Raw genomic sequence first — 24,032 nt, forward strand, 5'->3', positions numbered from 1 at the left:
GAGAGCGTCCGTCATGTCCGCGCAGTCCGCAGCGTTCCGTTCCTCTCTCAACGCCGGCTCGGCGTTGATGGCCGCATTTTTCGCGGGGCTCCTGGCGCCCCTGCTGGTCGTGCTGCTCGTGCTGGTGGGAGTGCCCTTCGGCGCGTCCGTGCCGGTGGGCATCATCGCCGGGGCGCTGCTGTTCTTCTTCCTCGTGCCCCGGGTGCCCGCCAACCAGGTGGAGTACCTGCGCGGCAAGTCCCGGACGCCGTTCGTCCTGCTGGCGCTCGCGGCGTTGCTCGTGGTGGTGGCGGTGGGGCGGCTGGGTGTCTTCATGTTCGACCCGAACCTGAAGCAGTTCTCGCTCACCCCGAAGATCGACTTCATGGTGAAGCACACGTGCCTGTCCGGCTACGTGAGCGCCGCCGTGCTGGCCGAGCAGGGGAAGGAGAACATCTTCAACCTGAGCAACTACAAGTCGCACGAACTGGACGCCGTGCTGCCGGCGGTGGAACCGCTGGAGCGCGACTACTACGCGTATCCGCCGCAGTTCCTGCTGCTGCCCAAGGCCATGCTGAGCATGAGCCGTGACTTCTTCACGCTGCGGGCGGGCTGGTACGTGCTCTACGTCGCCGCGGCGCTGCTCTCCATGTGGGTCGTGGCGTCATGGGTGGGCGGCCGCGAGGGCGCGGTGCTGGGTGTGCTCACGCCGGTCGTCTGGCTGTCGCTGCCGACGCTGGTGAATGTCCAGCTCGGCAACATCCACCTGCTGGTGTTCGGCCTGTGCCTGGGGGGGATGATTTCCTTCGACAAGAAGCGGCATGCCCTGGGCGGGGCGATGCTGGCCTTCGCCATCCTGGCGAAGATCTTCCCGGGCGTGCTGGGCATCTACCTGCTGGTCCAGCGGCGCTGGAAGGCAGCCTTCTGGACGGCGGGCTTCGGCGCGCTCTACACGGTGGTGGCGTTCTGGGTGCTGGGTGAGAAGCCCTTCGTGGACTACATCACCAGCGCCGTGCCGCGCATCTCCAGCGGCGAGCTGTTCGACTTCGTGTGGAACTTCACGCCGGCCATCCTGGTGAACTACTCGCCGTTCGGCGTGCCCTTCAAGCTGCAGCTCGTGGGCGTGCAGTTCGCGGACCCGCTCGCCGTCTCGCGCGCCATCATCGCGGTGTACTCGCTGCTGGTCCTCGTGCTGGCCGTGGCCGTGTCGCACCGGCTGTACAAGCGCGAGGCGAGCGGCGAGGAGGGCTCGCGCTTCCGGCTGACGCAGCTGGTGGTGTGGCTGGCGCTGATGAGCCTGTCGTCCTTCCGCAGCCCCTTCGCGCCGTGGACGTACTGCGCGGTGGGCGGGGTCTGGCTCTTCGCGGCCTATGCGCCCTTCCTGCGCTCCGGTGCGAAGCACCTGGTGCCGTTCATCCTCGGCTGGTTCGTCATCTCCATCTACGGGCCGCCGATTGTCGGACCGATGGTGGCCTTCACCCTGGCCGCGCAGACGGTGCTGTACGTGACGGGGTTCTGGATTGCGTTGAAGGTCAGTGCGCCCGCGACGGCTCCGGCGTCCGTGCCGGTGGCGTCGGTGCAGCAGGGCTGAGCTGACGTACCGGGGACGGCTCGCCGCGGACAGGGGCGGCGAGCCCGAGCGCGAGGCCCTGCTGGTGCAAGCCGTCAGGGCAGCGGCCTACGAAGACTGCTTTCGGACCCGCTCCCACGCTTCGATGATGCGGCGCGTTTCCTCTTGCGCCAGCGCCTGCAGCTTGGGCCCGAGCTGGGCAACCTTGTCGGGGTGGTATTGAGCGACCAGCGCGAGGTAGGCGCGCCTCACCTCCGGAAGGGGCGCATTCGGAGCGACTCCGAGTACCTCCCACGGTGACGGCGGTGGCGGTGCCCGAGCGGCGACTGGTTCCTCGGGCTCCTCGTCCTCCGGCTCGTCTTCGTCCTCCGGCTCGTCTTCGTCCTCCTGCTCCTCGTCCTCCGGCTCGTCGTCCGTCTGCGCGTCCTCTTCGACCTCGTCCTCCTGCTCCTCCTCGCGGGTCTCGGCCGGAGACTCCTCGCTGTCAGAGGGCAGCTCGAAGCCCACGCCACAGGTCGAGCACAGCAACTTCTCCTGCTGGCCCCCAGCCTCCAGCGGGACGAGGCGCGTGTCGAAGCAGTCTCCGCACACGATGTTGCGGCACCCCTCGCAGCGGGCAGCGGACTGTGCCTCCTCCAGTCCCTGGCCACATCGGGGGCAGTCGTCCGGTAGCGGCGCCTCCTCACCGCAACGCACGCAGAAGGCCCATGCCCGGTCGAGGCTGCTCTCGCAGCCCGCGCACTCCAGGTCGCTGTCCGCGTGTTGCCAGTGCTTCGCCTCGCCACACCAGGGGCAGAAGGGCATGAGCCAGGCCAGCTTCCCCGCGCACGCGTCGGAGTCGCAGTCGAACTCGAGCCTGAAGCCCCTGGCCACGCTCTGGGGGACGTTGTCCTCCTCGAAGGATTCGCCACAGGCCCAGCAGCAGTTGAAGGACCGGTGCGAAGGCGCTCCGCATGCGTCGCAGACCGGGCTGCCGGGCTCGGCCTTCCAGGGGACCTCGTCACCGCAGCCGGGACAGAAGCCCATCCATGGCTTCACGTCCGGGTGGGTACAGGACTCGCGCGCGGCACGGGCTGCCCGCTGGCGCTGCCCGGGTGGGGCAGGGAAGGACGGCGTGTCGCCCCGGTCCTTCACCACTTCCCACAGGCAGGAGCGGCACACCTGCCCCCGGACCTTCCTGCTCTCGTTGCCGGGCACGCTCACGCGCTTGCGGAAGGCGCCCGCTTCCAGCAGCTGCGTGCTCACGCATGTCTGGCACACGGAGTCGCCGCAGACCTCGCACTTCCCCGCGAGGCGGCGGCCCCCGAGGCCCAGGAGGCCGGACGTCAGCGGCTCCATGCAGCACGGACAGGCTCGCATGCCTTCTCGAATGCCCCAATCCGCTGCCAAGGTCCAGAAACCACCAGGGCCGGAGGCCGCGCACCCAGCAGCGGCTCTCGGCCCCGGTGTACTCCTGGCACTGGTGGACTTCGCGAGCTACGCCCGCAGCGACACCACCGTCACGCCGTCGCCGCCCTCGTGGGCCTCTCCGGGGCGGAACATGCGGATGTACGGAGACGCGGCGAGATAGTCACGGATGGCCTGCTTCAGCGCCCCCGTGCCGTGGCCGTGGATGATGAGCGCGGCCTCCTCGCCGCTGCGCATGCCGCCGTCCAGGAACGCCTCCAGTTCCTTCAGCGCGTCATCCGAGCGCATGCCGCGCACGTCGCAGCGGAAGCTCGTCGCCTCCACCTCCGCGGGCGCCGCCGAGGCCGCGCGCTTCAGCGCCGCATCCTGCTTCTGCCGCTCGGGGAACTTCGCCTGCTGTGGCTTGCGCGTGCGCGAGCCGGACAGCTCCGACGTGGGCACCCGCATCTTCAGCGCGCCGCCCGCCGACACCACCGCGTGCGAGTCCGTCAGCTCGATGATTTCCACGTCCCGGGCGAGCCCCGAGTGGTGCACCCACGCGCCCACCTTGAGGTTCGCCGGCCCGGGTGCTTCCACCTGGAACAGCTCCGCCTTCGCCGCCTGCGCGCGCTTCTGCGCCTCGTCCGCCCGCTGCTGGAGCTGCAGCCGGGCTTCCGAGAGCGCCTTCTCGTTCTGCTCGGCGCGCAGCTTCACCAGCAGCTCGCGCACCTCGGCGGCGGCGTGCTCGCTCGCGGCGTGCACGTCCTCGTTGAACTGCATCATCCGCGCGCGGCGCTCACGCTCGAACTGCGTCTTCTGCTTCTCCAGGTCCTCGCGGAGCGCCTCCGCCTCCTTCGCCGCCACGCGCGCCCGCTCCAGCTCCTCGTAGAGCTTCCGGCGCTCCTCTTCGGCCGCGGCCAGCGCCTTGGACAGGGGACCGCCGGCGTTCAGAGACAGCTCCCGCGCGCGCTCACACACCTTCTGGGGCAGGCCCACCCGGGCCGCCATCTCAATCGCGGAGGACTGGCCCGACGCGCCAATCTGCAGGCGGTACGTGGGCGACATCCGCTTCGAGTCGAAGCCCACGCGGGCGTTGAGGAAGCGCGGGTCCATGTGCGCCAGCGCCTTCAGCTCCTCCAGGTGCGTGGTGACGAGCACCACCACGCCCTTCGCCATCAGCTCCTCCAGCACGGCGATGGCGATGGCCGCGCCCTCGCGCGGGTCGGTGTCCGCGGCGATTTCGTCAATCATCACCACCGAGCCCTCGCTGGCCGCGGCGATGATGTCGCGCAACATCGTCACGTGCGCGCTGAACGAGGACAGGCCCTGGGACAGGTCCTGCGCGTCGCCCACGGTGGAGTGCACGGAGCGGTACAGCGGCATCCGTGAGCCTTGCGCCACCGGAATGGGCAGGCCGGCGCGAAGCATCAGCGTGCACAGGCCCACGCCCGTCAGCGTCACCGTCTTGCCGCCCGCATTGGGGCCGGAGACCACCAGGGCCCGGGCCTCGCCGATGAGCGTCACGTCGTTGGCCACCACGTCCGTGCCCCGGAGCACCAGGCGCGGGTGCCGCAGCAGGCGCAGTTCCAGCTCCGTCACGCCGGCGAAGGTGGGCGTGGTGGCGTCCAGGTCCGCGGAGAGGATGGCCACGGCCTCCACCTCGTCCAGCTCCGCCACCGCCGCCAGGCCCTCCAGGATGCGGTCCGACTCCCCGCCGAGCAGATCACTCAGCTCCTGGAGCACCCGCCGCTCCTCCTCCGTCACCACCGACTGGGCGATGGCGAGGTCGTTGCCCAGGCCCACCATGGCCTGCGGCTCCATGAAGAGCGTCTGGCCCGTCTGGCTGGCGTTGTGGACGATGCCGTCCACCTCGGAGCGGTAGTTGGACACCACCGGCACCACGTAACGCCCGTTGCGGATGGTGTAGTAGTTCTCACGCAGCTTGGGCAGGAAGCTCTCGTCGTGGAGCAGCTCGTCCAGGCGCGATTTGATGCGCCGGTGGAGGCCGCGCGCCCTGTCACGGGCCTCGCGCAGCTCGGGGCTGGCACGGTCGGAAATCTCACCGTCCGGCTCGAAGCACTGGTCGATGCGCCGGGCCATGGACTCCAGCATCGGCAGCCGGCGCGCAATCTCCATCAGCTTGGGGACGCGCTCCTTGCGCTCGTCCAGGGCCTCCCGGGTGCGCACGAAGGCGAACAGGAGCTGGGCCGCGTCGATGAGCTGGCGGGGCTCCAGCATGCCGCCCTTGGCCGCGTGGCCGATGGCGATGCGCAGGTCCACCACGCCGCCCAGGGGCATGGAGAACTGCTCGTGGGAGAGAGCGCGGGCCTCGCCGACGAGCGCGAGCGCTTCCGCCACCTGCTCGGGGGTGTCGAGGAACGGGCGGGCGAGCACGCGTTCCCTTCCGGGCTCGGTCCGACAGCGCTGGGCAAGCGCGCGGAGCACTTCCGAGAAGCCGAGGTCTTCGAGCGTCCTTTGGGATATCTGCACGGTCATGGGTTTCATGCGCGGCCGCTCGGCCGTCAAGAGGATCTGTTGAGGAGCCCGGCTCGGCTCTGCTATCAGCCGACCATGAAGTGGGTCTTCATGGCGGCGCTGCTGGCGGGCGCGACGGACGCGGCGGAGCCTTCCGCCCTGACGGCAACCCCGTCACAGGTGTCCGCGCCGGCCCCCTCCTCACTCCCGGAGGCACTGGCCCTGGAAGCGGCCGGGGACGACGCGGGTGCGCTCGCCGCGGTGGAAGCCCTGGTCCGGGCCCGACCCACCTGGGAATTGCCCCGGCTGGAGGCGGCGCGGCTCCTGTTGAAGATGGGCGGCGCGCTGGAGCAGGCAGAGGCCCACCTGAACGCCGTTGCCGGCGTCGCACCGAATAACCCCCGGGCCTGGTACTTGCGCGGCCTGTTGTGGGAGGAGCGGGGCGACCGCATGCAGGCCGTGCGGGCATACGAGCAGGCCGTGAAGTACCGCGGCTCGTACGAGGAGGCCCGCTTCCGGCTCGGCGGCCTCTGGGCGGCCCAGGGGGACTGGCTCAAGTCGGAGCTCCACTACCGGTACCTTGCCCGGGCGAAGCCGGAGTGGGTGCAGGTGCGCCTCCAACTGGCGGAGGTGCTGGAGAAGCAGGAGCGCCCGCTGGACGCGGAGGTCGAATTGCTGGCCGCGAGGAGCTTCCAGCCGGACAGCCCCCTGGTGCTCCGGAAACTGGCGGACTTCTACGAGCGGACGGGGCGGCCCCAGCTGGCGCAGAAGGTTCGCAAGTCGATGGAACCGCAGCAGAAGCGGCGCATGCGTGAGCTGAAGCCTTCGCGTCGCTGACAGCAGCCGGGCATGCGCCACGTCATGGCGATTGCGCCCCGGGCGTCGGCACGTACACTGCGCCGGCTTTGAAGACCGCCAACCTCGCCATCGTCTTCACCGACATCAAGGGCTTCACCGAGCGGACCAGCCGGCAGACGCTGGAGGAGAACCAGCGCCTGTTGCAGGTCCACAATGCCCTGCTGGCGCCCCTCTTCAAGGCGTTCGGTGGCCGCATCATCAAGTCCATCGGTGATGCCTTCCTCGTCACGTTCGAGTCCCCCACCCAGGCGGTCCTCAGCGGCATCGCCATCCAGGACCGGCTCTGGCACCACAACCGCAACGTCGCGGAGGGCGAGCAGCTCCACGTGCGCGTGGCCATCAACGTGGGGGAGGTGCGGCTGGAGTCCAACGACGTCTTCGGTGAGCCGGTCAACATCGCGGCCCGCGTGGAGGGGCTCGCTGAGGCCGGCGAGGTGTACTTCACCGAGGCCGTCTACCTGGCGATGAACAAGGCGGAGGTGCCCTCCAAGGAGGTAGGCGCCTTCGAGCTGAAGGGCATCCCCGGGAAGATTCGCGTCTTCCACGTGCCCCGCGCGCCGTACCGGGTGGAGGCGCCGTCGGCCGCCGCCATCGCGGAGGCGCCGGGCTCGGAGGTCATGCCGCCCTTCGGCAACCTGGCGCTGTCGCGCGTGCCCGAGTCCTCGCTCGGTCCGTCGATGGACCTGGGGCAGCGCGCGTCGGCGCTGGGCCAGCGCGCGGCCGCGGGGGCGTCGGTGCTGGGGCAGCGCGCCGCGGCGGGCGCGTCGGTGCTGGGACAGCAGGCGTCGGTGCTGGGACAGCAGGCGCGCACCGTGGGCGGGTCGGCATTCTCTCGGCTCGTGGCCGCGCTGCCTCCCGGGTTGGGCGCGCGGGTGCGGACGGTGGTGGGTGAGCGGCGCAAGGTGCTGGTGGGCCTGGGCCTGTTCGCGGTGGTGGCCGGCGTGGCGGTGGTGGTCTTCGGCGGTGGCGCGGCGAAGCGGGCCATCCACGCGGTGGAGGATGCACCCGAGCAGGAGCGGGGGGCGCTCGCGAAGGAAGCCAAGAGGCTCATCCGCGAGGAGAAGGACGCGGGCCGGCGCTACTACCTCGAGGGTCAGTTGGAAGAGGCGATGGGCAACGTGGCGGGCTCGCTCAGCGAGTACGGCCGCGCGGTGAAGGCGGGCAACGGCGCCGCGGAAGACCGCATCATCGACCTGCTGGAGCACCCGCAGTGCGGCGTGCGCTCGGCGGCGGCCTACTCGGTGGCGCAGCTCAAGCTGGAGGACGCCGTGGGCGAGCTGGAGGACCTGGCGGACGACGGCGGGCCGGACGACGGCAGCGGCGGCATCCTCGGCATGGGCAGGTGCGACTCGAAGAAGGCCGCGCAGAGCGCCCTCAAGAGCTTCAACAAGGATTGAAGGCCCGGCCCGCGAGGCCCGCCTCGAAGGAAGGGAACACCGTGACCAAGGTGAAGACGGGACTGGATGTCTGGGTGGAGCAGGGCTTCTCCGCGCTGAAGGGCAAGCGCGTGGGCGCCATCGTCAACCCCACCAGCGTGGACTCGCGCTTCCGCCACCTGGCGGACCTGCTGGCCGGCACGGCCGGCGTGAAGCTGGCCGCACTCTTCGGCCCCGAGCACGGCATCCGCGGCGAGGCGCAGTACATGGTCGCCGTGGGTGAGGCCCGCGACAGGCGCACCGGCGTGCCCGTGCACAGCCTCTACGGCTCCACCTTCGAGTCGCTGTCGCCCCGCCAGGAGTGGCTGCAGGGGCTGGACGCGCTCGTCTTCGACATCCAGGACGTGGGCAGCCGCTACTACACCTACGTCTACACCATGGCCCTGGCGATGAAGGCCGCCGCGAAGGCGCGCGTGCCCTTCTACGTGCTGGACAGGCCCAACCCGCTCAACGGCGCGGCCATGGAGGGCAACCTGGTGGGCGAGGGCTTTCGCTCCTTCGTGGGGCTGTACGCACTGCCCAACCGCCACGGCATGACGGCGGGCGAATTGGCCCGGCTCTTCAACGTGCAGGAGGGCTTCGGCTGTGAGCTGACGGTGGTGCCGTGCGAGGGCTGGCGCCGCGGGCAGTTCTGGTCCGACACGGGGCTGCCCTTCATCTCCCCGTCGCCGAACATGCCGACGCCGGACACCGCGCTGGTGTACCCGGGCATGTGCCTGGGCGAGGGCACCAACGTCTCCGAGGGCCGTGGCACCTGCCGCCCCTTCGAGCAGTTCGGCGCCCCATGGGTGGACACGGACTCGCTGCTGGCGCGGCTGGCGAAGGAGGACCTGCCGGGTGTGGCCTTCCGCGCGGTGGGCTTCACCCCCACGTTCGACAAGTACAAGGGCGAGTCCTGCAACGGCGCCTTCATCCACGTGACGGACCGGCAGGCCTTCCTGTCGCTGCGCACCGGCATCGCCATCTTCCAGGCGCTGCATGACATCGGCCCCGGGAAGTTCGGCTGGCGGGCGGACGCGTACGAGTTCGTCGAGGACGTGCCGGCCTTCGACTTGCTGTGCGGCACGGACCAGGTGCGCCGGGGAATCGAGGCCGGGTGGCCTCTGGACCGGCTGATGGAGGGGTTCTCCGCCCAGGCAGATGGGTTCGCGAAGCAAAGGGCGCCCTACCTGCTGTACGCTTGAGCGTGGGGTGTTCCACACGTGATTGGCGTCTTCTCCGACAGCCACGGCGACCTTGCGGCCTTCGACGCGGCGTATGAATTGCTGCGCTCGAAGGGCGCGCGACGCTTCATCTTCGCCGGGGCGCGCTACACGGACCTGGACGAGTGGGTGCTCTGGCGGCGGCAGAAGTCCCGCGGCGGGCGCGAGTACTCGGACGTGGACTTCCTCGCGGACGTGTCCAACTGGCTGGGCAGCCAGGATGCGCTGCCCCGCACTCCCGCGCGGGGGGCGGCTCCGGCGGACGTGGCCTCGGAGGATGATCGGCGGCTCGTGATGGAGCGCTTCCTGCGCGTGCCGGAGCGCGAGTCGCTCCAGTACCGGGACCCGTCCATCAACAACAAGGCGATGGACCTGGTGGGTGACACGCTCTGCTGCGTGGTGCACGACAAGAACGACCTGACGCGTGATGATTTGCAGAACGCGGCGGTGTTCATCCACGGGAAGGAGTCGGAGCCGAAGGTGGTGCAGATCGGCCCGCGCTACTTCATCACCCCGGGCCGGTTGGTGGGCGCCGCCGAGCAGACGTGCGCGCTCCTGGAGAAGGTGGACAAGGACCTGGGCTTCTCCGCGTTCCGGCTGGACGGGCACGTGGTGGTGGAGCCCCGGTTGCTGGTGCTGGAGAAGAAGTCCTCGAAGCTGACCCTCAAGTGACGTGAGGCCCTGACGTGCAGGTCGCGCTCCTCGGAGGTTCGTTCAACCCGCCCCACGTGGGACACCTGATGGCCGCAAGCTACGTGCACGCGACGCAGGGCGTGGACGAGGTGTGGTTGATGCCGACCTGGCAGCACCCCTTCGGCAAGCAGATGGAGGCCTTCGAGCACCGCGTGGCCATGTGCGAGGCCCTGTGCGCGGAGACATCCGGCTGGCTGAAGACGACGCTGATCGAGCGCGAGCCGGGGCTCACCGGGCGCACCGTGGACACGCTGTCCCTGCTGGTGAAGCGCTACCCGGACGTCGAGTGGTCGCTCATCATCGGCAGCGACATCCTCAGGGACCTACCGAACTGGAAGGACTTCGGGCGCATCCGGGAGATGGCTCGCGTGCTGGTGCTCTACCGCGCGGGCTATCCGGCCCCGGAGACGGTGGGACCGCCGCTGGCGGAGGTGTCGTCCACGCTGGTGCGGGACATGCTGGCGCGGGGGCAGGAGCCGGCGGAGTTCGTGCCCGCGGGGGCCATTGCGTATGCGCGGGCGCGGGGGTTGTACGGGCTGGGGACGCGTCGCTAGAGGCCGACTCCGAACAGGTGCAGATCGCCCAGTCCTGGCTCGAAGCGCCAGGCGTATTGGTAGAAGAGGGTGACGGGCACGGCCTGCCCGAAGGTGAGGCGCAGCGACGCCGCGCCTCCCACCGCGCCGAGGTTGTTCCGGTTGTCCACGCGCGCGAGCGAGCCGAAGGCCTCCACCTCGAAGTCGCTCACGAAGAGGGATGGGAGAATCCAGAGCGTGGAGGCCCAGCCGTAGTCGATGGGCACGCGGTAGCGGTACGTGGCACTGCCGATGAGCGCACTGCGGGCTCGCGTCGTCAGGTCCTCGTAGCCGCGCAGGTACTCGCTGAAGGCGACTCCGGGCTGCAGTTGGAGGGGCAGGCGGGACGTCTCCTTCGAGCTTCGGCTGCTGTACCAGACCTCTCCGGCGCTGATGCCTCCCACTTCCAGCAAGTCGGCGGGCGAGCCAGGCAGGAAGCGGGCCACGGCGGTGAGCTGGAGGTTGTCTTGGCCCGTGAAGGGTAGGCCGCCCAGGAAGCCGTCCACGCCCAGTCGTACGTCGCCCAGCGTGGATTCGCTGAAGAAGGCTCCCGGGTACAAGCCTCCCGCCGCCGACAGCCCCAGCCCTCGCTGCGTGCCGCCGTACGAGGTGGAGTCGCCCGCGAAGTATGAGACGGAGACCTCGGGGCCGATGAGCTTCGTGACGAGGCCGTCGAAGCGCTCCGTGCGGTCGTACTCGCGCCGCAGGGCCAGCACGCCCACCGTCACCGGTGTGGACCAGAACGTGCGCGTGCCGAACAGCGTGCCTTGCAGGTCCGTGCGCGTGCTCTCGCGAATGCGCGCGGCGGAGGCCAGCACGTACCACGGCGCGAGCTGCGCATTGCCGTAGGAGAGAGTCACGCTCGGTCCGTCCTCCGCGGTGCTCGCGGACAGCAGCAGCGAGTACGCGTGGAAGCCGAGCCGGTCCTGCCCCGAGAGTGCGAGCCCTCCGCTGACGATGGTCTGGTCGGTGTCGTCCTCGTCCGTCGTCAGCAGGATGTACGGGAGGCGGAACTCGGGGATGAAGAAGCCCTCCAGCGTCGAGTAGCGCTCGTCGGAGAGGATGTTCAGGTCGACGCCCGGGTCCGGCGGGGAGACCACTGGCGTGTCCAGGTCCGCGAGCGCGGTGGGGGCTTCCGTGGCCACGGGCGCGTCGGCCGGACTGCCCGCGACGCCTTCCGTCGACGGTGGCTGCGGCGCGGTGTCCGTGGCCTGGGCGGGAGCATCGGGCGCGGCGCTTGCGGGCTGCCCGGGTGTCCCTGGCGACGCGGGCTGCGAGGGCGTGCCCGGGAACTCGGCGAACTCCTGGGGTGGCTCGGCAGGGGACTGCGCTGTCGCTTCGGGAGAGGGGGGCTGCGGTGCCGCGTCAGGCCGCGAAGCGCTCTCCGTTGGTGGTGGAGTTTGTGGAAGTGCTCCCGGTGACGCGGTGGAGGGTGGGGCGGATGAAGGCCCGGCTTCGGCGGGCACCGGGACGCCGTCCTCTTTCGTTGCCGAGGCAGAGGACGCCGCGTCGCTCTCCGCACCCGCTACGGGCTCCACCGGCGCATGGTCCACGGTGAAGTTCGTTCCGTCCCGGTTGAGGAACGCCACCTCGTTCGTCCCGAGCGGGCTCGCGTCCATCACCAGGTACGGTGCATCCGTGATGCGCGTCATCTGCCGCGTGGCCACCGTTATCACGTGCGCCTGGAGCCGGCCCTCGTGCTCGCGCAGGAACACGATCCGCTCCGCGTCCAGCCAGTGCGGCGAGTAGTTGAAGCGCCCGTCGTGCGTCAGCCAGCGCAGGCTCCCGTCCGCCTCGCGCAGCACCAGGTCCCAGCCGCCATTCCCCGAGAAGGGGAACACCAGCCGCGTCCCATCCGGGGACACCGTCGGCGGCCCGATGGGCGCGCTCGCGTCGAACTTCGTCAGCGGCTCCCTCCGACCCGACTCCAGGTCCAGCCGGACCAGGTTGGCCGTGTCGCCGCCGCTGATGCTCACGAAGACGTAGCCCGTACCATCCGGCGTGACGTCTCCGCCCATGCCCTCCACGCCGTCCCACGTGCGCACCACTTCGCCCGTGCGCGCGTCCACCCGCCACAGCCGCGCCGTGTAGCCGCTCTCCGTGTTCAGGTCCGCCATCACCAGGTAGAGCCATGCGCCATCCCGGCTGAACGCCATGCCGCTCACGAGCGACGAGCTGCCCAGCACCCAGCGACGCCCCGGAATCAGCTCCACCAGTGGTCGCTCGAAGCGCACGCTTCCGTCCGCCTCGCGCACCGTGAGCCGGGTGTATTCCTCCCGCCCCACGCTCACCAGCGCCGTGGCCCCGCTCTCCGCATGCGACGCCAGCCGCGAGAAGTAGCCCGCGTCCTTCAGCCATACCCGCTGCGATGCCGGCCGCTCGCGCGCCTCCAGCCCCTGGCGCAGCACCCGCGTGTACTCGTCGAACAGCGAGCCGATGTCCCTGCCGTACACGCGCTTGAAGCGCAGCGTCACCGCCAGCGGGGGAAGCAGGGACTCGCCCTGCTCATCCACCAGTTGCCACAACTTCCTCTCGCCGTACTTCGCGGCCAGGTACTCCACGAAGTGCATGCCCGTGAGGTAGTTGCCACCGAACGGGTCCAACGCCCGGTGCTCGGGCGACAGATAGCCCGGGTCCAGCTCGCCCCCTTGCGCCTGCGCCGCCGACGCGTACCAGCCTCGCCACACCGGGCTGTGCGGGCGCCCCGTGTCCTTCCCGAGGCGGCCCTCGTAGTACGTGGCCAACCCCTCCAGGAACCACGACTCGGTGAACGAGTTGGCCTGGAAAAGGCCTCCGGTCACCGTGTTGAGGAACCCCCAGACGCCGTCCGTCTGCTGGAGCTGCACGTAGTGCACGGCCTCGTGACAGGCCACGTCGCCGATGTCCACGTCACCCAGGTCGAAGAGGTGGAACAGCTCCAGCGTCACGTGCACGGGCACCACCATCTGCTGCGGCGTGCTCGCGTAGTCCGGCACCACGTACGCGTTGTTGAAGTCCGAGCCCGTCAGGTAGACGAGCACCCGCTCCCGCTCCGTCCGGCTCCAGACGTGGCCCCGCAGCTGCTGCACGCAGCCCTCCAGCCGCGCCGCCATGCGCAGCGCCGGGCCCTTCAGCGACGCCGGGTAGTAGAGCTCCAGCGAGGCCGTGGTGAGCTTGCGCATCTCCTCCCGAGCGAACGACGCCTGGATGTTCTGCGGGAAACGGGGTGTGACGAAGGCACACCCCGCGGTTGTCAGCAGGAGGAAGAAGGCCAGGGCATGCCAGCAAGGCAGCCGGCGGGGGGCGGGCATGCGGGGCATCCTAGCGGGCACAAATCGTAGCCACGACCGCGTTTTTCACGGTATTGGGGGGCCCGTCGCCTCCCTTTCGATTCTGGATTCCTCCATGTCCGATCCCGCCGCTCCCCAGGGGTATCCCGTTCCCCAGCACGTCCACCAGGCCCAGTCCCAGGTCGCCGCCGCGCTCGAGAAGTCCGAGGGCAAGCCCGTCGACCTGCTCAAGGCGCCCTGGCAGGACGTGGAGAAGGCCGTCATCAAGCTGCTCGGCGGCCCCTTCCAGGTGAACCAGCCGGAGCACCAGACGCTGGCGCTCGGACTCGCCGGCGCCTTCGCCCTGCGGCTCATGCAGGAGCACCAGGCCTTCTGGTTCCCCAACCGGGACTCGCCCGAGGGCGCCACGCTGGGCTTCCCCGACGCCATCATCATGCTGTCGCCGTTCGGCGCGGTGATGGACTCGCTCGGCCAGGGCAAGCTGGCCCGGCTGGACGACCTGGCCTCGGACATCCGCCGCTCGCTGGGGCAGGCGCGCCTGAACGTCAACCCCGCGCAGGCCCTGGGCACCCAGGCCCAGAAGCTGTCGCCGGTGGACTACCAGCGCCTGTTCGACCCGGGCTTCCTCCAGTTCGTCGTGCTGGACCCGAACAAGACCAAGACGGCGCTGGACACCAAGCCCGACGCGCTGAGCCGTGACGTGCGCAACGCGCTGGGCCGTACCCAGCCGCCGCTGCCTCCCGAGGCTCGCCAGCAGTTCGACGGGCAGATCGTCCAGTCCCTGGCGCGTCTGGATGCGACGAAGCCGCTGCTGGAGCAGGCGGACCGTGCCCCGCGCCTCGCGGAGCTGATGGCGCACCTGTGCGGCACCATCGGCGGCACGGGCTCGGCGCCGGAGGACTTCTGGCACGAGGTCGTCCTGCCGCTGCTGTTCATCGGCAACCCGGCGAGCTTCCCGCCGCTGGATGAGGAGGAGCTGGAGGCGTTCCGCCAGGGCGTGGACGTGCTGCCCCTCTTCGTGGACATGGTGCCGTACGCGCACAAGGCCCCGGACGAGGGCCTGCTGGGCGCCTTCGAGATGAGCGACGTCGGACTGGTGCACCCCGGCTTCGCCAAGGTCGGGGCGCTGCGGCTCATCCGCATCAACTCCGCGCGCATCAAGCCGCTGCTGGAGCAGTTCGACCCGGCGAAGACGGCGGACACCCTCAAGCGCTTCACCGAGTACCTGGCGAAGTCGGCCGGCAAGCCCGCCACCACGTCGGCCCAGGGCGACGAGATGCTCAAGGCGGCCCTCACGCTGCTGGCCGACCTGAAGCGCTCGGTGACGCAGGTGCAGGGCGACCTGTGCCTGCGCCGCCTCACCGAGGCGGAGGCCGCTTCCGAGCAGGCGCTGGCCGTGGTGCGCAAGGCCCTTCAGGGCTCGCTCATCATCACGGCTTGAGCAGGGGCTCCAGCGCGGCGCGCGACTCGGGGCGGAGCCGGTCTCCGGCCAGCTCCAGCGCGCGCCGCGACAGCAGTCGGTAGAGCGGGGCGACTTCTTCCGGAAGCGCCCCGAGGTGGGCCGCCACCACGCCCGCGTCCCCCCGGACGATGGGCCCGGTGAGTCCGCCGGAGAGGCCCCGGGCCTCCACGCCTCGCAGCGCCGAGCGCATCAGCGGCAGCAGCGCCGCCAGCGCCGCGTCGGGGGGAATGCCCGCCGCACCCAGCGCCGCCACCGCCGCGTCCGCCAGCGCCACCAGCCCTCCCGCGCTCATCACCGCGCCCGCGTGGTAGGCCGCGCGGTGCGACTCCGGCACGTCGAGCACCTGGAGCCCCACGTCCCCGGCCATGCGGCGCAGCACGTCCCGCAGTGCGCGCGAGCGGGTGCTCACCGCCACCGCGTGGCCCGCCAGCGAGTCCCGGGGCGAGGACACCGCGCACAGCGGATGGAAGGAGCCGCGCGTGCGTCCCTTCGCCGTGCCCAGGGCGTCGAGCGACAGCGCGCCCGCCGTGTGGACGAGCGCGGCGGAGCGGGGCAGGGTGGCGGAGAGTTCCTCTGCGACGGAGGGCACCGCGGCGTCGGGGACACAGAGCAGGACGACGCGGGCGCGCTTCAGGTCCGCGGGGGTGGCGGACTTCAGGCCCAGGGCCTTCGCGCGCTGCAGTCCTTCGGTGCCGCGCGAGTGCATCCGCACGGGCCAGCGCTTCGCCGTGAGTGCCAACGCGAGTGCTCCGCCGAGCCGGCCCGCGCCGACGATGACCACGGGAACACGTGAGGCGCGGGGGCTGCGCTTGCGAGCGGCGGTGTCGGGCATCGCGACCTCGGGTTCCTTCGGTGCGGGTGACATGTCACCACGCACGGGACTTCGAGGCACGCGAGGCCTCGCGCTTCAGTGCGAGTCGCGCCGGAACTGCAACTGGCCGGACTGCACCGCGACGCGGACGCGGTCTCCGGAGCCGAACTCGCCGGAGAGGATGCGCTCCGCCAGCGGAGCCTCCACCAGCCGCTGCACCATCTGCCGCATGGGCCGCGCGCCGAGTTGCGGGTCGAAGCCACCGGACTTCAGCAGGTGCCCCACCACGTCCTCGCCCGCGACGTACTCGATGCCCCGCTCCGTGGCGAGCCGCTTGCTGCTCTCCTCCAGCAGCAGCGTGGCGATGCGCGCCACCTCCGTCTCCTCCAGCGGACGGAAGGGGAGCCGCTCGTCGATGCGGTTCCACAGCTCGGGGGGCAGCGCCTTGCGCGCAGCGGAGGCCGCCAGCTCCATGGCATCCGCTGGCCCGCTCGCATCCGCGCCGAAGCCCACCGGCCGGCCCGTGCGGGAGAATGCCTCCGCGCCCAGGTTCGTGGTCATCACGATGACCGTGTTCGAGAAGTCGATGTGCCGGCCCTTGCCGTCCGTCAGCCGGCCCTCCTCCAGCACCTGGAGCAGGAGCAACTGCACCTCGCGGTGCGCCTTCTCGATTTCGTCCAGCACCACCACCGACGACGGCCGGCGGCGCACCGGCTCGGTGAGCTGGCCACCCTCGCCGAAGCCCACGTAGCCCGCGGGCGCGCCGATGAGCCGCGAGACGCCGTGCTGCTCGGACATCTCGCTCATGTCCAGCCGCACCAGCGCGTCGCGGTTGCCGAAGAGCACCTCCGCCAGGGCCCTCGCCATCTCCGTCTTGCCCACGCCCGTGGGGCCCAGGAAGAGGAAGCTGCCCATGGGCCGCCGCGACGCGAACCCGGCGTAGTTGCGTCGAATGACCCGGGCAATCCGCGCCACCGCCTCCGTGTGGCCGATGACGCGCTCGGACAGGTCCTGCTCCAGCCGCAGCAGGCGCGCCGAGTCGTTCATGAGCAGCCGCTCCTCGGGCACCCCCGCGAGCTTCGCCACCACGCGCGCCACGTCCGCCGCCTCCACCACGTCCCGGCCCTCGCGGTGGCACCGGCTGCCCGCCAGGTCCACCACGGAGATGGCCTTGTCCGGCATGAACCGGTCCGTCACGTAGCGGCTCGCCAGCGACGCCGCCGCCTCCAGCGCCTCCGGCAGGTAACGCAGCGCGTGGTGCTCCTCGTAGCGGCCGATGATGCCCTGGAGGATTTCCACCGTCTCCGGCACCGACGGCTCGTTCACCACCACCGCAGTGAAGCGCCGCTCCAGCGCCGGGTCCGCGCTGATGAACTTGCGGTACTCGTCGTGCGTCGTCGCGCCGATGCAGGGGAACTCACCCCGCGCCATGGCCGTCTTCAGCTCGTTGGCCGCGTCCTGCGGGCCCTCGCCCGTCGAGCCCGCTCCCACCAGCGTGTGGATTTCGTCGATGAAGACCACCACGCGGCCCTCCGCGCGGCGGACCTCCTCCTTCAGCGCGTTGAGCTTCTCGGAGAAGGAGCCCCGCAGCTGCGTGCCGGCCACCAGCGAGGCCATGTCCAGCTCCACCAGCACCTTCTCCGCCAGCGTGCCGCGCAGCCCCAGCAGCCGCTGCGCCACGCCCTCCACCACCGCCGTCTTGCCCACGCCGGGCTCGCCCAGCAGGCACGGGTTGTTGGTGCGGCGCTTGCCCAGGATGTCGATGACCTCCTCGACCTCCCGCGCGCGCCCCACCACCGGGTCCAGCCGACCCTCGCGGGCCGCCTGGCTCAGGTTGCGGCCCAGCGAGGTGAGCAGCGGGAAGGCCTTCGCGTCCAAAGTCACGGAGGCGTGACGGGCCACGGGCGCTGGCGGCGGCACCACCGGGCGCGACAGCGGCGAGGGGAGGGGCGCCGCGGGCGGAGGCGGAGCGGCGCGCGCGACCACCGGCGGGGCGGGCGGGAGGACGGGCTCCTCGGCCCGCACCTCCGGCTCGTCCACGTCGATGAGGTCCCGAGGGGACAGGGCCGGCGTGGAGCGAGAGGGCCGCGTCGCCGGGGGCGGGGTGTCGATGAGGTCCCTGGGCGACAGGGCCGGCATGGAGCGCGAGGGGCTCTTCGACACGGGTGGGGGCGTGGGCGGCCCGCCGGGGATGGCGCGCGGCAGCGTCACCGCCCTCGCGGGCAGGGGAGAGGGCGGGGCTCCGAGCGGACGGGCCACCGGCTGGGTGGCCACCGTGTGGGTGCGGCCCAGGTTCAGCTTGCGCGGCATCCGGCCGCTCACGAAGTACGACACGGCCGTGGTGCGCAGCGTCGCCAGGTCCAGTCCGGCCATCTGCAAGAGCTCGTTGGCGGCGCAGCGCACCCGCGTCACCGCGATGAGCAGATGGAGGCAGTCCGCCTCCGCCGAGCCACAGCTGACGGCAATCTCCCGCGTCTTCTCCCGGAGCTCGCGTACCACCCCGTCCGTCTCGGCCGGGGCCGCCGTGAGGAGCTGTAGCAGGGCGTCCTCGTCCACGCCCCGCTCCTTCAGCAGGAGCTGGGCGCGGTTCTCCACCGTGAAGAGGGCCAGCAGCACGTGCGCCGAGGTGAGCCTCTGCGCCACGCTCTGTGCGATGTCGTTCGCCTCGTGGAGTACCTGCGCGAGATCCGTGCTATCGACCATTCGAGCTCCGGCAAGCGGGCAGGCAGGCGGAATACACCCTCTCCAGGCGTCCAGCAAAATTTCCGCTACAGGTCGCTACAGGTCTGCTGAAACACTGAGGTAGAAAGCGGGCCCCAGGCGGAATTCGGTTGGCTGCCTGCTCGTTCTCCGCGTCAATTCCGGCTGGCCGGGCAATTGCCTGAGGGCGAGTGCCGTACATCGCTCCGAGACACTCAACCATATGACCTCTCTCGTCCAACCGGTACGCGTCTTCGTCGACCCCTTCGAGGGAACGCGCACCGCCGTCGAGGCCCGCCGCTGGGTGTGGCCTCTCCTGATCCTCGCCCTGTGTGTGTCCGCCTCCGGGACGCTCTATTCCCTCCGCTGGGACGCGGCGCCCGACGTCATCCGTGAGCTGCAGGGGACGGGCACGCTGGCCGGCATGTCCGAGGCCGACCTGTCCGACAACATCCAGACCGCCACCCGCAAGGCGCTGGTGGGCGGCATCGCCAAGGGCGTCTTCGTCATGCCGCTGATGGCGCTGCTGCTGGCGTGCGTCCTCTGGGTGGTGGGCTGGCTGTTCGACCGGCCGGCGCCCTTCGAGCGGCTGATGTCCGCGGCGGCGCTCGCGCTGCTGCCCATCGCCCTCTATCACCTCATCTTCACCGTGTGCCTCACGGCGCAGCACTCCGTCACGGCCGCGCGCGCCGCGCAGCTCGTGCCGTCCAACCTGGGCGTCATCCTCCAGGGGCTGAGCCCGAAGATGCTGCGGGTGGCCAGCGCGGTGGACTTCTTCAACCTCTGGAGCGCGGGCCTGCTGGGCCTGGGTTTCTCCGCCGCCACCGGCATGAGCCGTGGCCGCGCGCTGCTGCTGGCCGTGGTGCTCTACGCGATGTTCGCGGGCGTGACGATGGTTGGCCTCCCGGCGATGGGAGGTGGCAAGTGAACGCCCTCCTCGTCGCCGCCGTCCTCTCCGCCGCGCAGGCGGACTCCACCCAGGCGCCCCCGAGCGCCGCCACCCAGGACCCCCTGGCTCCGGCCTCCACCGCCACCGTTCCGTCGAGCCCCGCCGTGCCGACGGACGCCACCACTCCCATCTCCCTGGACCTGGTGCGGAAGCTAGGCCGCAACAACACCAACGCCATCCAGGCCCTCCTGGACGTGGAGGTCGCCGAGCAGGACGTGCGCGTGTCGCGCGCCGCGGTGATGCCGCAGCTCAACCTGGGGGCCTCCGCGGGCAAGACGTGGGCGGGCCGCCAGCGCAGGGCCGTCACCACCACCGACCCGAACGACCCCAACCAATCCATCACCCGGGAGTTCGAGAACCCGTCCTACAACATTGCCAACTACACCCTGGGCCTGACGCTGACGCAGGTCCTCTACGACCGGGCGCGCTTCAAGACGCTGGAGCAGAGCGGCGTGCTCCGGGACGTGGAGAAGAGCCAGGCGCTGGAGGAGGCGGACACCTCCGAGCTGGAGGCCATCCGCCGCTTCTTCGTGCTCTTCCGCACCCAGGCCACCCTCCAGGTGCTGGAGGCCACCGTCAAGCGCAGCGAGGAGCAGCTCGAGCGCGCCCGCGCCCTCTTCCAGGCGGGCCGCGTGGGGAAGAACGAGGAGATCCAGGCCCTCGTCAACCTGGGCAATGACCGCATCACCTTCACGGAGACGCTGGCACAGCTGGTGACGGACCAGACGCAGCTCGCCATCTGGCTGGCCCGCCCCGGCACCGAGCCGTTGCAGGCGGTGGACCCGGGCGTGCTCCAGACAGAGCCGGCGCCGGCCCCCGCCATGAACACCGCGCTCGCCCAGGCCCGCGAGCACAGGCCCCTGCTCGCGGCGCTCCAGGGGCAGGTGCGCTCCGCGGAGCTGCAGCGCGCCATCGCCCGCGCCGACTACATCCCCAACCTGTCGGCGCGCGGTGAGTACTTGCGCGGCGGTCCAAGCTCGGAGGCCGTCTTCACGGAGCCGCGCCTGCAGAACAGCTTCACCGCCGGCGTGCAGCTCTCCTGGGACCTCTTCAACGGCTTCGCCACCGGCGCCCAGTCGAAGCGCGCCGAGGCCAACATCCGCCGGGCGCAGGTGGTGCTGGAGCAGTCGGTGCGCGAAATCGAGGCGCAGGTGCGCAGCGCGCACCGCTCCCTGGAGGCCCAGCTGGAGGCCGCTCGCCTGGCCGCCGACAACCGCGAGGCCGCCGTGCAGGGACTCAGGCTGTCGGAGGAGCGCTTCCGTGCCGGTGCGGGCTCCACCCTGGAGGTCCGCGACGCGCAGCTCAGCCTGACGCAGGCCGAGCTCAGCTTGCTGGAAAACAGGATTGATGTCGAAATCGCCCGCTTCACATTGCTGCGGGCCATGGGCGCCCTGAGCCCGGGAGAGTCGAAATGAAGTGGTGGAAGGGTGCCATTGCTGGCGTGTTGTTCCTGGGTGCGGCGGCCATCACCGTCGGCGGACTCAAGGAGCGGCCGCCGCCGTCACTGGAGGTCCAGGTCGCGAAGGCGCACAAGGGCACCATCACCCGGACCATCACCGGTGCGGGCAAGGTGCAGGCGGCCACCACCGTGAAGATCTCCTCCAGCCTCTCCGGAGACCTGGTGGAGCTGCTCGTGAAGGACGGCGAGCCGGTGAAGAAGGGCCAGGTGCTGGGCCGCATCGACAAGCGCATCTACGAGGCCGCGATGAAGCAGGCGATGGCGTCGCAGAACGCCTCGCGCGCGGACACGCAGGTGGCCGAGGTGGAGGCGCTGCGCACCGGGCAGGAGCTGGCCCGCGTGGAGGGGCTGGCGGCGAAGGGCCTCGCGTCGGCGGCGGAGATCGAGCAGGCGCGCGCGGCGAAGAACTCGTCGGACGCGCGGGTGGCGTCCGCGAAGCAGATGCTGGCGCGCAACGTCGCCTTCGTGGACCAGGCTCAGACGGACCTGGCCAAGACGACGCTCTTGTCGCCCATCGACGGCAACGTCATCGAGCTGTCTCGCGAGGTCGGTGAGCGCGTGCGCGGCTCGGAGCTGTCCGAGGACGTGGTGATGACCATCGCCGCGCTCAGCGCCATGGAGGTGAAGTTCGAGGTGGGCGAGCACGAGGTGGTGCACCTCAAGCCCGGCCAGCCCGCCGAGGTGACGCTGGACGCGCTGGAGGGGCAGACCTTCAGCGGCTCCGTGGTGGAGATTGCCCAGAAGGCGCTCATCAAGAACCCGGGCACCGAGGCCGAGGTGACGAGCTTCCCCGTCACCGTGGCGCTGGACACCCGGCCTCCGGGCGTGCTGCCCGGCATGAGCGCCGAGGTGCGCATCTCCGCGGAGACGCGCAAGGACGTGGTGCTGGTGCCCATCCAGGCGGTGACGGTGCGCTCGGCGCGCTCGCTGCCGGACTACAAGGAGCCGGTGGAGGGCGGGGCGCTGACGGCCAAGCGCACCGAGTCGCTGGCCAAGGTGGTGTTCGTGGTGGACGCCGAGAACAAGGCGCGGGTGCAGTCGGTGACGACGGGCATCGCCTCCGACACGGAGCTGGAGATCCTCACCGGCATCAAGGACGGGGACCGCGTGGTGGAGGGCCCCTACCGCACGCTGTCCAAGGAGCTGAACGACGGCGACGTGGTGCGCGAGCCCGAGCCGGGTCAGGGCCCGGGCGGCACGAAGGGTGGGCGGAAGTCGTGAGTGACGGAAGCAGCGCGGGGCCCCTCATCCAGGTGGAGAACATCACCCGCGTCTTCCACGTGGGTGGCGAGGAGGTGCGCGCGCTGCGCGGCGTCTCCTTCGGCATCAACCGTGGCGAGTGGGTGGCCATCATCGGCCAGTCGGGCTCCGGCAAGAGCACGATGATGAACGTGTTGGGCTGTCTCGACACGCCCACCAGCGGTCGCTACATGCTGAACGGCAAGGACGTGTCGCGCATGAGCGACGACGAGCTGGCCGTCATCCGCAACGTGGAGATCGGCTTCATCTTCCAGACCTTCCAGCTGCTGCCGCGCGAGACGGCGCTGGCCAACGTGGAGCTGCCGCTGGTGTACCGCGGGATGCCGGCGCGAGAGCGCCGCGAGCGGGCGAGGGCGGCGCTCGACAAGGTCCAGCTCACGCCCCGCATCCACCACAAGCCCAACGAGCTGTCCGGCGGTCAGCGGCAGCGCGTGGCCATTGCCCGCGCGCTGGTGTCCGAGCCGTCCATGCTGCTGGCGGACGAGCCCACGGGCAACCTGGACTCGGCCACGGGCGAGGAAATCGTCCGGCTGTTCGAGCAGCTCCACCAGGCGGGCCACACGCTGGTGCTCGTCACGCACGAGCCCAAGCTGGCGGCGCGTTGTCCCCGGGCCATCCGTCTGAGCGACGGCCAGATTGTCGCGGACGGCGTGGGCCGCGAGGTGGCCCTGGGCACGGCCGCGGCGGTGCTGGCCGCGGGGGGCGCATGAGTCGTCTGCCGCCGGGCTTCCGAGTGGACGTGCTGGAGGGCGCGCGCATCGCCGTCTTCTCGCTCAAGGCCAACCGCCTGCGCACGGTGCTGACCACGCTGGGCATTGGCATCGGCGTGGCCACGCTGCTGGCCATCGTCGGCATCATCCAGGGGCTCAACACGTCCTTCCACCGGCAGCTGGCCGGCTTTGGCGCCAACACGCTCTACGTCTCCAAGTTCCCCTGGATGATGAAGGGCGAATGGTGGATGTACCGGAACCGGAAGAACTTCACGATGGAGCAGGTGGACCGGCTGCGGTCGCTGGCGCCCTTCCTGTCGGCCATGTCGCCCTACGTGCAGCGCGTGTCGGACGTGGCGCACGGCGGCGAGCAGATGTCCACGGTGCGCATCACCGGCGTGAGGCAGGAGTACCTCAACATCGCCGGCTACGAAGTCACCGGCGGGCGCTTCATCACCGACGCGGACGACGAGGTGACGCGGCCGGTGGCGGTCGTTGGCGCGGACGTGGCGGACGCGCTCTTCCCCGGCATCAGCCCGGTGGGGCGCACCATCCGCATCGACAACCGCTCGTTCCAGGTGGTGGGCACGCTCAGCCGCAAGGGGAAGATTGTCAGCGAGAGCCTGGACCTCGTCGTCTTCATCCCCTTCAAGACGTTCTATTCGAGCTTCGGCAAGGGACGCGGCTTCGAGATTGCCCTGGCCGTGGAGGACGCGACGCAGGTGAAGCGGGCAGAGGACCAGTTGATAGGCATCCTCCGGCGCATCCGCTCCACGCCACCGGACGCCGCGGACGACTTCAGCATCAACAAGCCCGAGGCCATGGCCCAGACGTACGAGCAGCTCACCGGTGCGCTCTACGGCGTGGCCGTGGGCGTGGGCCTCATCACGCTGCTGGTGGGTGGCATCGGCATCATGAACATCATGCTGGTGTCCGTGCGCGAGCGGACGCGCGAGATTGGCGTGCGGCGGGCGCTGGGCGCGCGCAAGCGCACCATCGTCTTCCAGTTCCTCATGGAAGCGTCGAGCGTGTCCGCGGTGGGAGGCCTGCTGGGGACCACGGTGGGGCTGGGCACGGCGAAGGTGGTTTCGCTCATCACCCCGCTGGCGGCGGACGTGCAGGCGGGCACGGTGATTGGCGGAGTGGGCTTCGCCGCGCTGGTGGGCCTGCTGTTCGGCATCTGGCCCGCGGCGCGCGCGGCAAACCTGGACCCGGTGGAAGCCCTCCGGTACGAGTGACGC

General features: G+C 70.6%; 17 protein-coding genes. 12 read left to right on the top strand and 5 right to left on the bottom strand.

What is annotated here, in order from left to right:
- Positions 1-13: 13 nt before the first annotated feature.
- Positions 14-1,570: a glycosyltransferase family 87 protein gene (locus tag OV427_RS43080; RefSeq protein WP_267862054.1), complete on the top strand. Its 1,557-nt coding sequence runs from the start codon at positions 14-16 to the stop codon at positions 1,568-1,570.
- Positions 1,571-1,657: 87 nt separating this feature from the next.
- Here OV427_RS43080 and OV427_RS43085 read toward each other — a convergent pair whose 3' ends face one another.
- Together OV427_RS43085 and OV427_RS43090 are read right to left on the bottom strand one after the other, a co-directional pair.
- Entirely contained in the window at positions 1,658-2,908 is a 1,251-nt protein-coding gene (locus OV427_RS43085) for a J domain-containing protein (protein WP_267862055.1), read from the bottom strand.
- Positions 2,909-3,025: 117 nt separating this feature from the next.
- Positions 3,026-5,431, bottom strand: coding sequence for an endonuclease MutS2 (locus tag OV427_RS43090; RefSeq protein WP_267863571.1), 2,406 nt, complete (start codon positions 5,429-5,431; stop codon positions 3,026-3,028).
- A 75-nt stretch (positions 5,432-5,506) separates the two neighbouring features.
- Between OV427_RS43090 and OV427_RS43095 the strand changes: the two genes are divergently transcribed.
- The 5 genes from OV427_RS43095 (at position 5,507) to nadD (ending at position 10,153) form a co-directional block, all read left to right on the top strand.
- Positions 5,507-6,247 carry a tetratricopeptide repeat protein gene (locus OV427_RS43095; protein WP_267862056.1) on the top strand — a complete coding sequence of 247 codons (741 nt, stop codon included), beginning with the start codon at positions 5,507-5,509 and terminating at the stop codon, positions 6,245-6,247.
- A gap of 68 nt (positions 6,248-6,315) precedes the next feature.
- A complete protein-coding gene (locus OV427_RS43100) occupies positions 6,316-7,665 on the top strand; it encodes an adenylate/guanylate cyclase domain-containing protein (protein WP_267862057.1) in 1,350 nt (449 codons plus the stop codon).
- Between the two features lie 41 nt (positions 7,666-7,706).
- A complete protein-coding gene (locus OV427_RS43105; protein WP_267862058.1) occupies positions 7,707-8,888 on the top strand; it encodes a DUF1343 domain-containing protein in 1,182 nt (393 codons plus the stop codon).
- Between the two features lie 18 nt (positions 8,889-8,906).
- Positions 8,907-9,578 carry a hypothetical protein gene (locus OV427_RS43110; RefSeq protein WP_267862059.1) on the top strand — a complete coding sequence of 224 codons (672 nt, stop codon included), beginning with the start codon at positions 8,907-8,909 and terminating at the stop codon, positions 9,576-9,578.
- Between the two features lie 14 nt (positions 9,579-9,592).
- Positions 9,593-10,153 carry a nicotinate (nicotinamide) nucleotide adenylyltransferase gene (gene nadD, locus OV427_RS43115; protein ID WP_267862060.1) on the top strand — a complete coding sequence of 187 codons (561 nt, stop codon included), beginning with the start codon at positions 9,593-9,595 and terminating at the stop codon, positions 10,151-10,153.
- Here the strand turns inward: nadD and OV427_RS43120 are convergent.
- Positions 10,150-13,470, bottom strand: a complete 3,321-nt coding sequence (locus OV427_RS43120) for a hypothetical protein (RefSeq protein ID WP_267862061.1) — start codon at positions 13,468-13,470, stop codon at positions 10,150-10,152. The genes nadD and OV427_RS43120 overlap by 4 nt on opposite strands.
- Before the next feature lie 85 nt (positions 13,471-13,555).
- Here OV427_RS43120 and OV427_RS43125 point away from each other — a divergent pair, with 85 nt between their 5' ends.
- On the top strand, positions 13,556-14,881 hold the full coding sequence (locus tag OV427_RS43125) for a hypothetical protein (protein WP_267862062.1): 1,326 nt from the start codon (positions 13,556-13,558) through the stop codon (positions 14,879-14,881).
- On the opposite strand, the gene OV427_RS43130 is transcribed toward OV427_RS43125, so the two are convergent.
- Both OV427_RS43130 and OV427_RS43135 read right to left on the bottom strand, forming a co-directional pair.
- The gene (locus OV427_RS43130; RefSeq protein ID WP_267862063.1) at positions 14,871-15,734 is read right to left on the bottom strand and encodes a Rossmann-like and DUF2520 domain-containing protein; all 864 of its coding nucleotides are present in this window, start codon (positions 15,732-15,734) and stop codon (positions 14,871-14,873) included. The genes OV427_RS43125 and OV427_RS43130 overlap by 11 nt on opposite strands.
- Before the next feature lie 75 nt (positions 15,735-15,809).
- Positions 15,810-18,416, bottom strand: coding sequence for an AAA family ATPase (locus OV427_RS43135; protein WP_267862064.1), 2,607 nt, complete (start codon positions 18,414-18,416; stop codon positions 15,810-15,812).
- 220 nt (positions 18,417-18,636) lie between these two features.
- Between OV427_RS43135 and OV427_RS43140 the strand changes: the two genes are divergently transcribed.
- From OV427_RS43140 to OV427_RS43160, 5 genes are all read left to right on the top strand, one after another.
- Positions 18,637-19,341, top strand: coding sequence for a YIP1 family protein (locus OV427_RS43140; protein ID WP_267862065.1), 705 nt, complete (start codon positions 18,637-18,639; stop codon positions 19,339-19,341).
- 83 nt (positions 19,342-19,424) lie between these two features.
- Positions 19,425-20,777, top strand: a complete 1,353-nt coding sequence (locus tag OV427_RS43145; RefSeq protein ID WP_420718384.1) for a TolC family protein — start codon at positions 19,425-19,427, stop codon at positions 20,775-20,777.
- Complete coding sequence (locus OV427_RS43150) at positions 20,774-22,042, top strand: efflux RND transporter periplasmic adaptor subunit (protein WP_267862066.1); 1,269 nt, start codon at positions 20,774-20,776, stop codon at positions 22,040-22,042. The genes OV427_RS43145 and OV427_RS43150 overlap by 4 nt, the downstream gene beginning before the upstream one ends.
- The gene (locus OV427_RS43155) at positions 22,039-22,791 is read left to right on the top strand and encodes an ABC transporter ATP-binding protein (RefSeq protein ID WP_267862067.1); all 753 of its coding nucleotides are present in this window, start codon (positions 22,039-22,041) and stop codon (positions 22,789-22,791) included. Before OV427_RS43150 ends, OV427_RS43155 begins: the two co-directional genes overlap by 4 nt.
- A complete protein-coding gene (locus tag OV427_RS43160) occupies positions 22,788-24,029 on the top strand; it encodes an ABC transporter permease (protein WP_267862068.1) in 1,242 nt (413 codons plus the stop codon). Before OV427_RS43155 ends, OV427_RS43160 begins: the two co-directional genes overlap by 4 nt.
- The last annotated feature ends 3 nt before the right edge of the window (positions 24,030-24,032 follow it).

This window comes from Pyxidicoccus sp. MSG2 (assembly GCF_026626705.1).
Classification (GTDB): domain Bacteria; phylum Myxococcota; class Myxococcia; order Myxococcales; family Myxococcaceae; genus Myxococcus.

Bases quoted from the DNA above. Each gene is read 5' to 3' on its own strand.
- OV427_RS43080 (WP_267862054.1), top strand. From the start codon at position 14: ATGTCCGCGCAGTCCGCAGCGTTCCGTTCCTCTCTCAACGCCGGCTCG.
- OV427_RS43085 (WP_267862055.1), bottom strand. From the start codon at position 2,908: ATGCGAGCCTGTCCGTGCTGCATGGAGCCGCTGACGTCCGGCCTCCTG.
- OV427_RS43090 (WP_267863571.1), bottom strand. From the start codon at position 5,431: ATGACCGTGCAGATATCCCAAAGGACGCTCGAAGACCTCGGCTTCTCG.
- OV427_RS43095 (WP_267862056.1), top strand. From the start codon at position 5,507: ATGAAGTGGGTCTTCATGGCGGCGCTGCTGGCGGGCGCGACGGACGCG.
- OV427_RS43120 (WP_267862061.1), bottom strand. From the start codon at position 13,470: ATGCCCCGCATGCCCGCCCCCCGCCGGCTGCCTTGCTGGCATGCCCTG.
- OV427_RS43125 (WP_267862062.1), top strand. From the start codon at position 13,556: ATGTCCGATCCCGCCGCTCCCCAGGGGTATCCCGTTCCCCAGCACGTC.
- OV427_RS43130 (WP_267862063.1), bottom strand. From the start codon at position 15,734: ATGCCCGACACCGCCGCTCGCAAGCGCAGCCCCCGCGCCTCACGTGTT.
- OV427_RS43135 (WP_267862064.1), bottom strand. From the start codon at position 18,416: ATGGTCGATAGCACGGATCTCGCGCAGGTACTCCACGAGGCGAACGAC.
- OV427_RS43140 (WP_267862065.1), top strand. From the start codon at position 18,637: ATGACCTCTCTCGTCCAACCGGTACGCGTCTTCGTCGACCCCTTCGAG.
- OV427_RS43150 (WP_267862066.1), top strand. From the start codon at position 20,774: ATGAAGTGGTGGAAGGGTGCCATTGCTGGCGTGTTGTTCCTGGGTGCG.
- OV427_RS43160 (WP_267862068.1), top strand. From the start codon at position 22,788: ATGAGTCGTCTGCCGCCGGGCTTCCGAGTGGACGTGCTGGAGGGCGCG.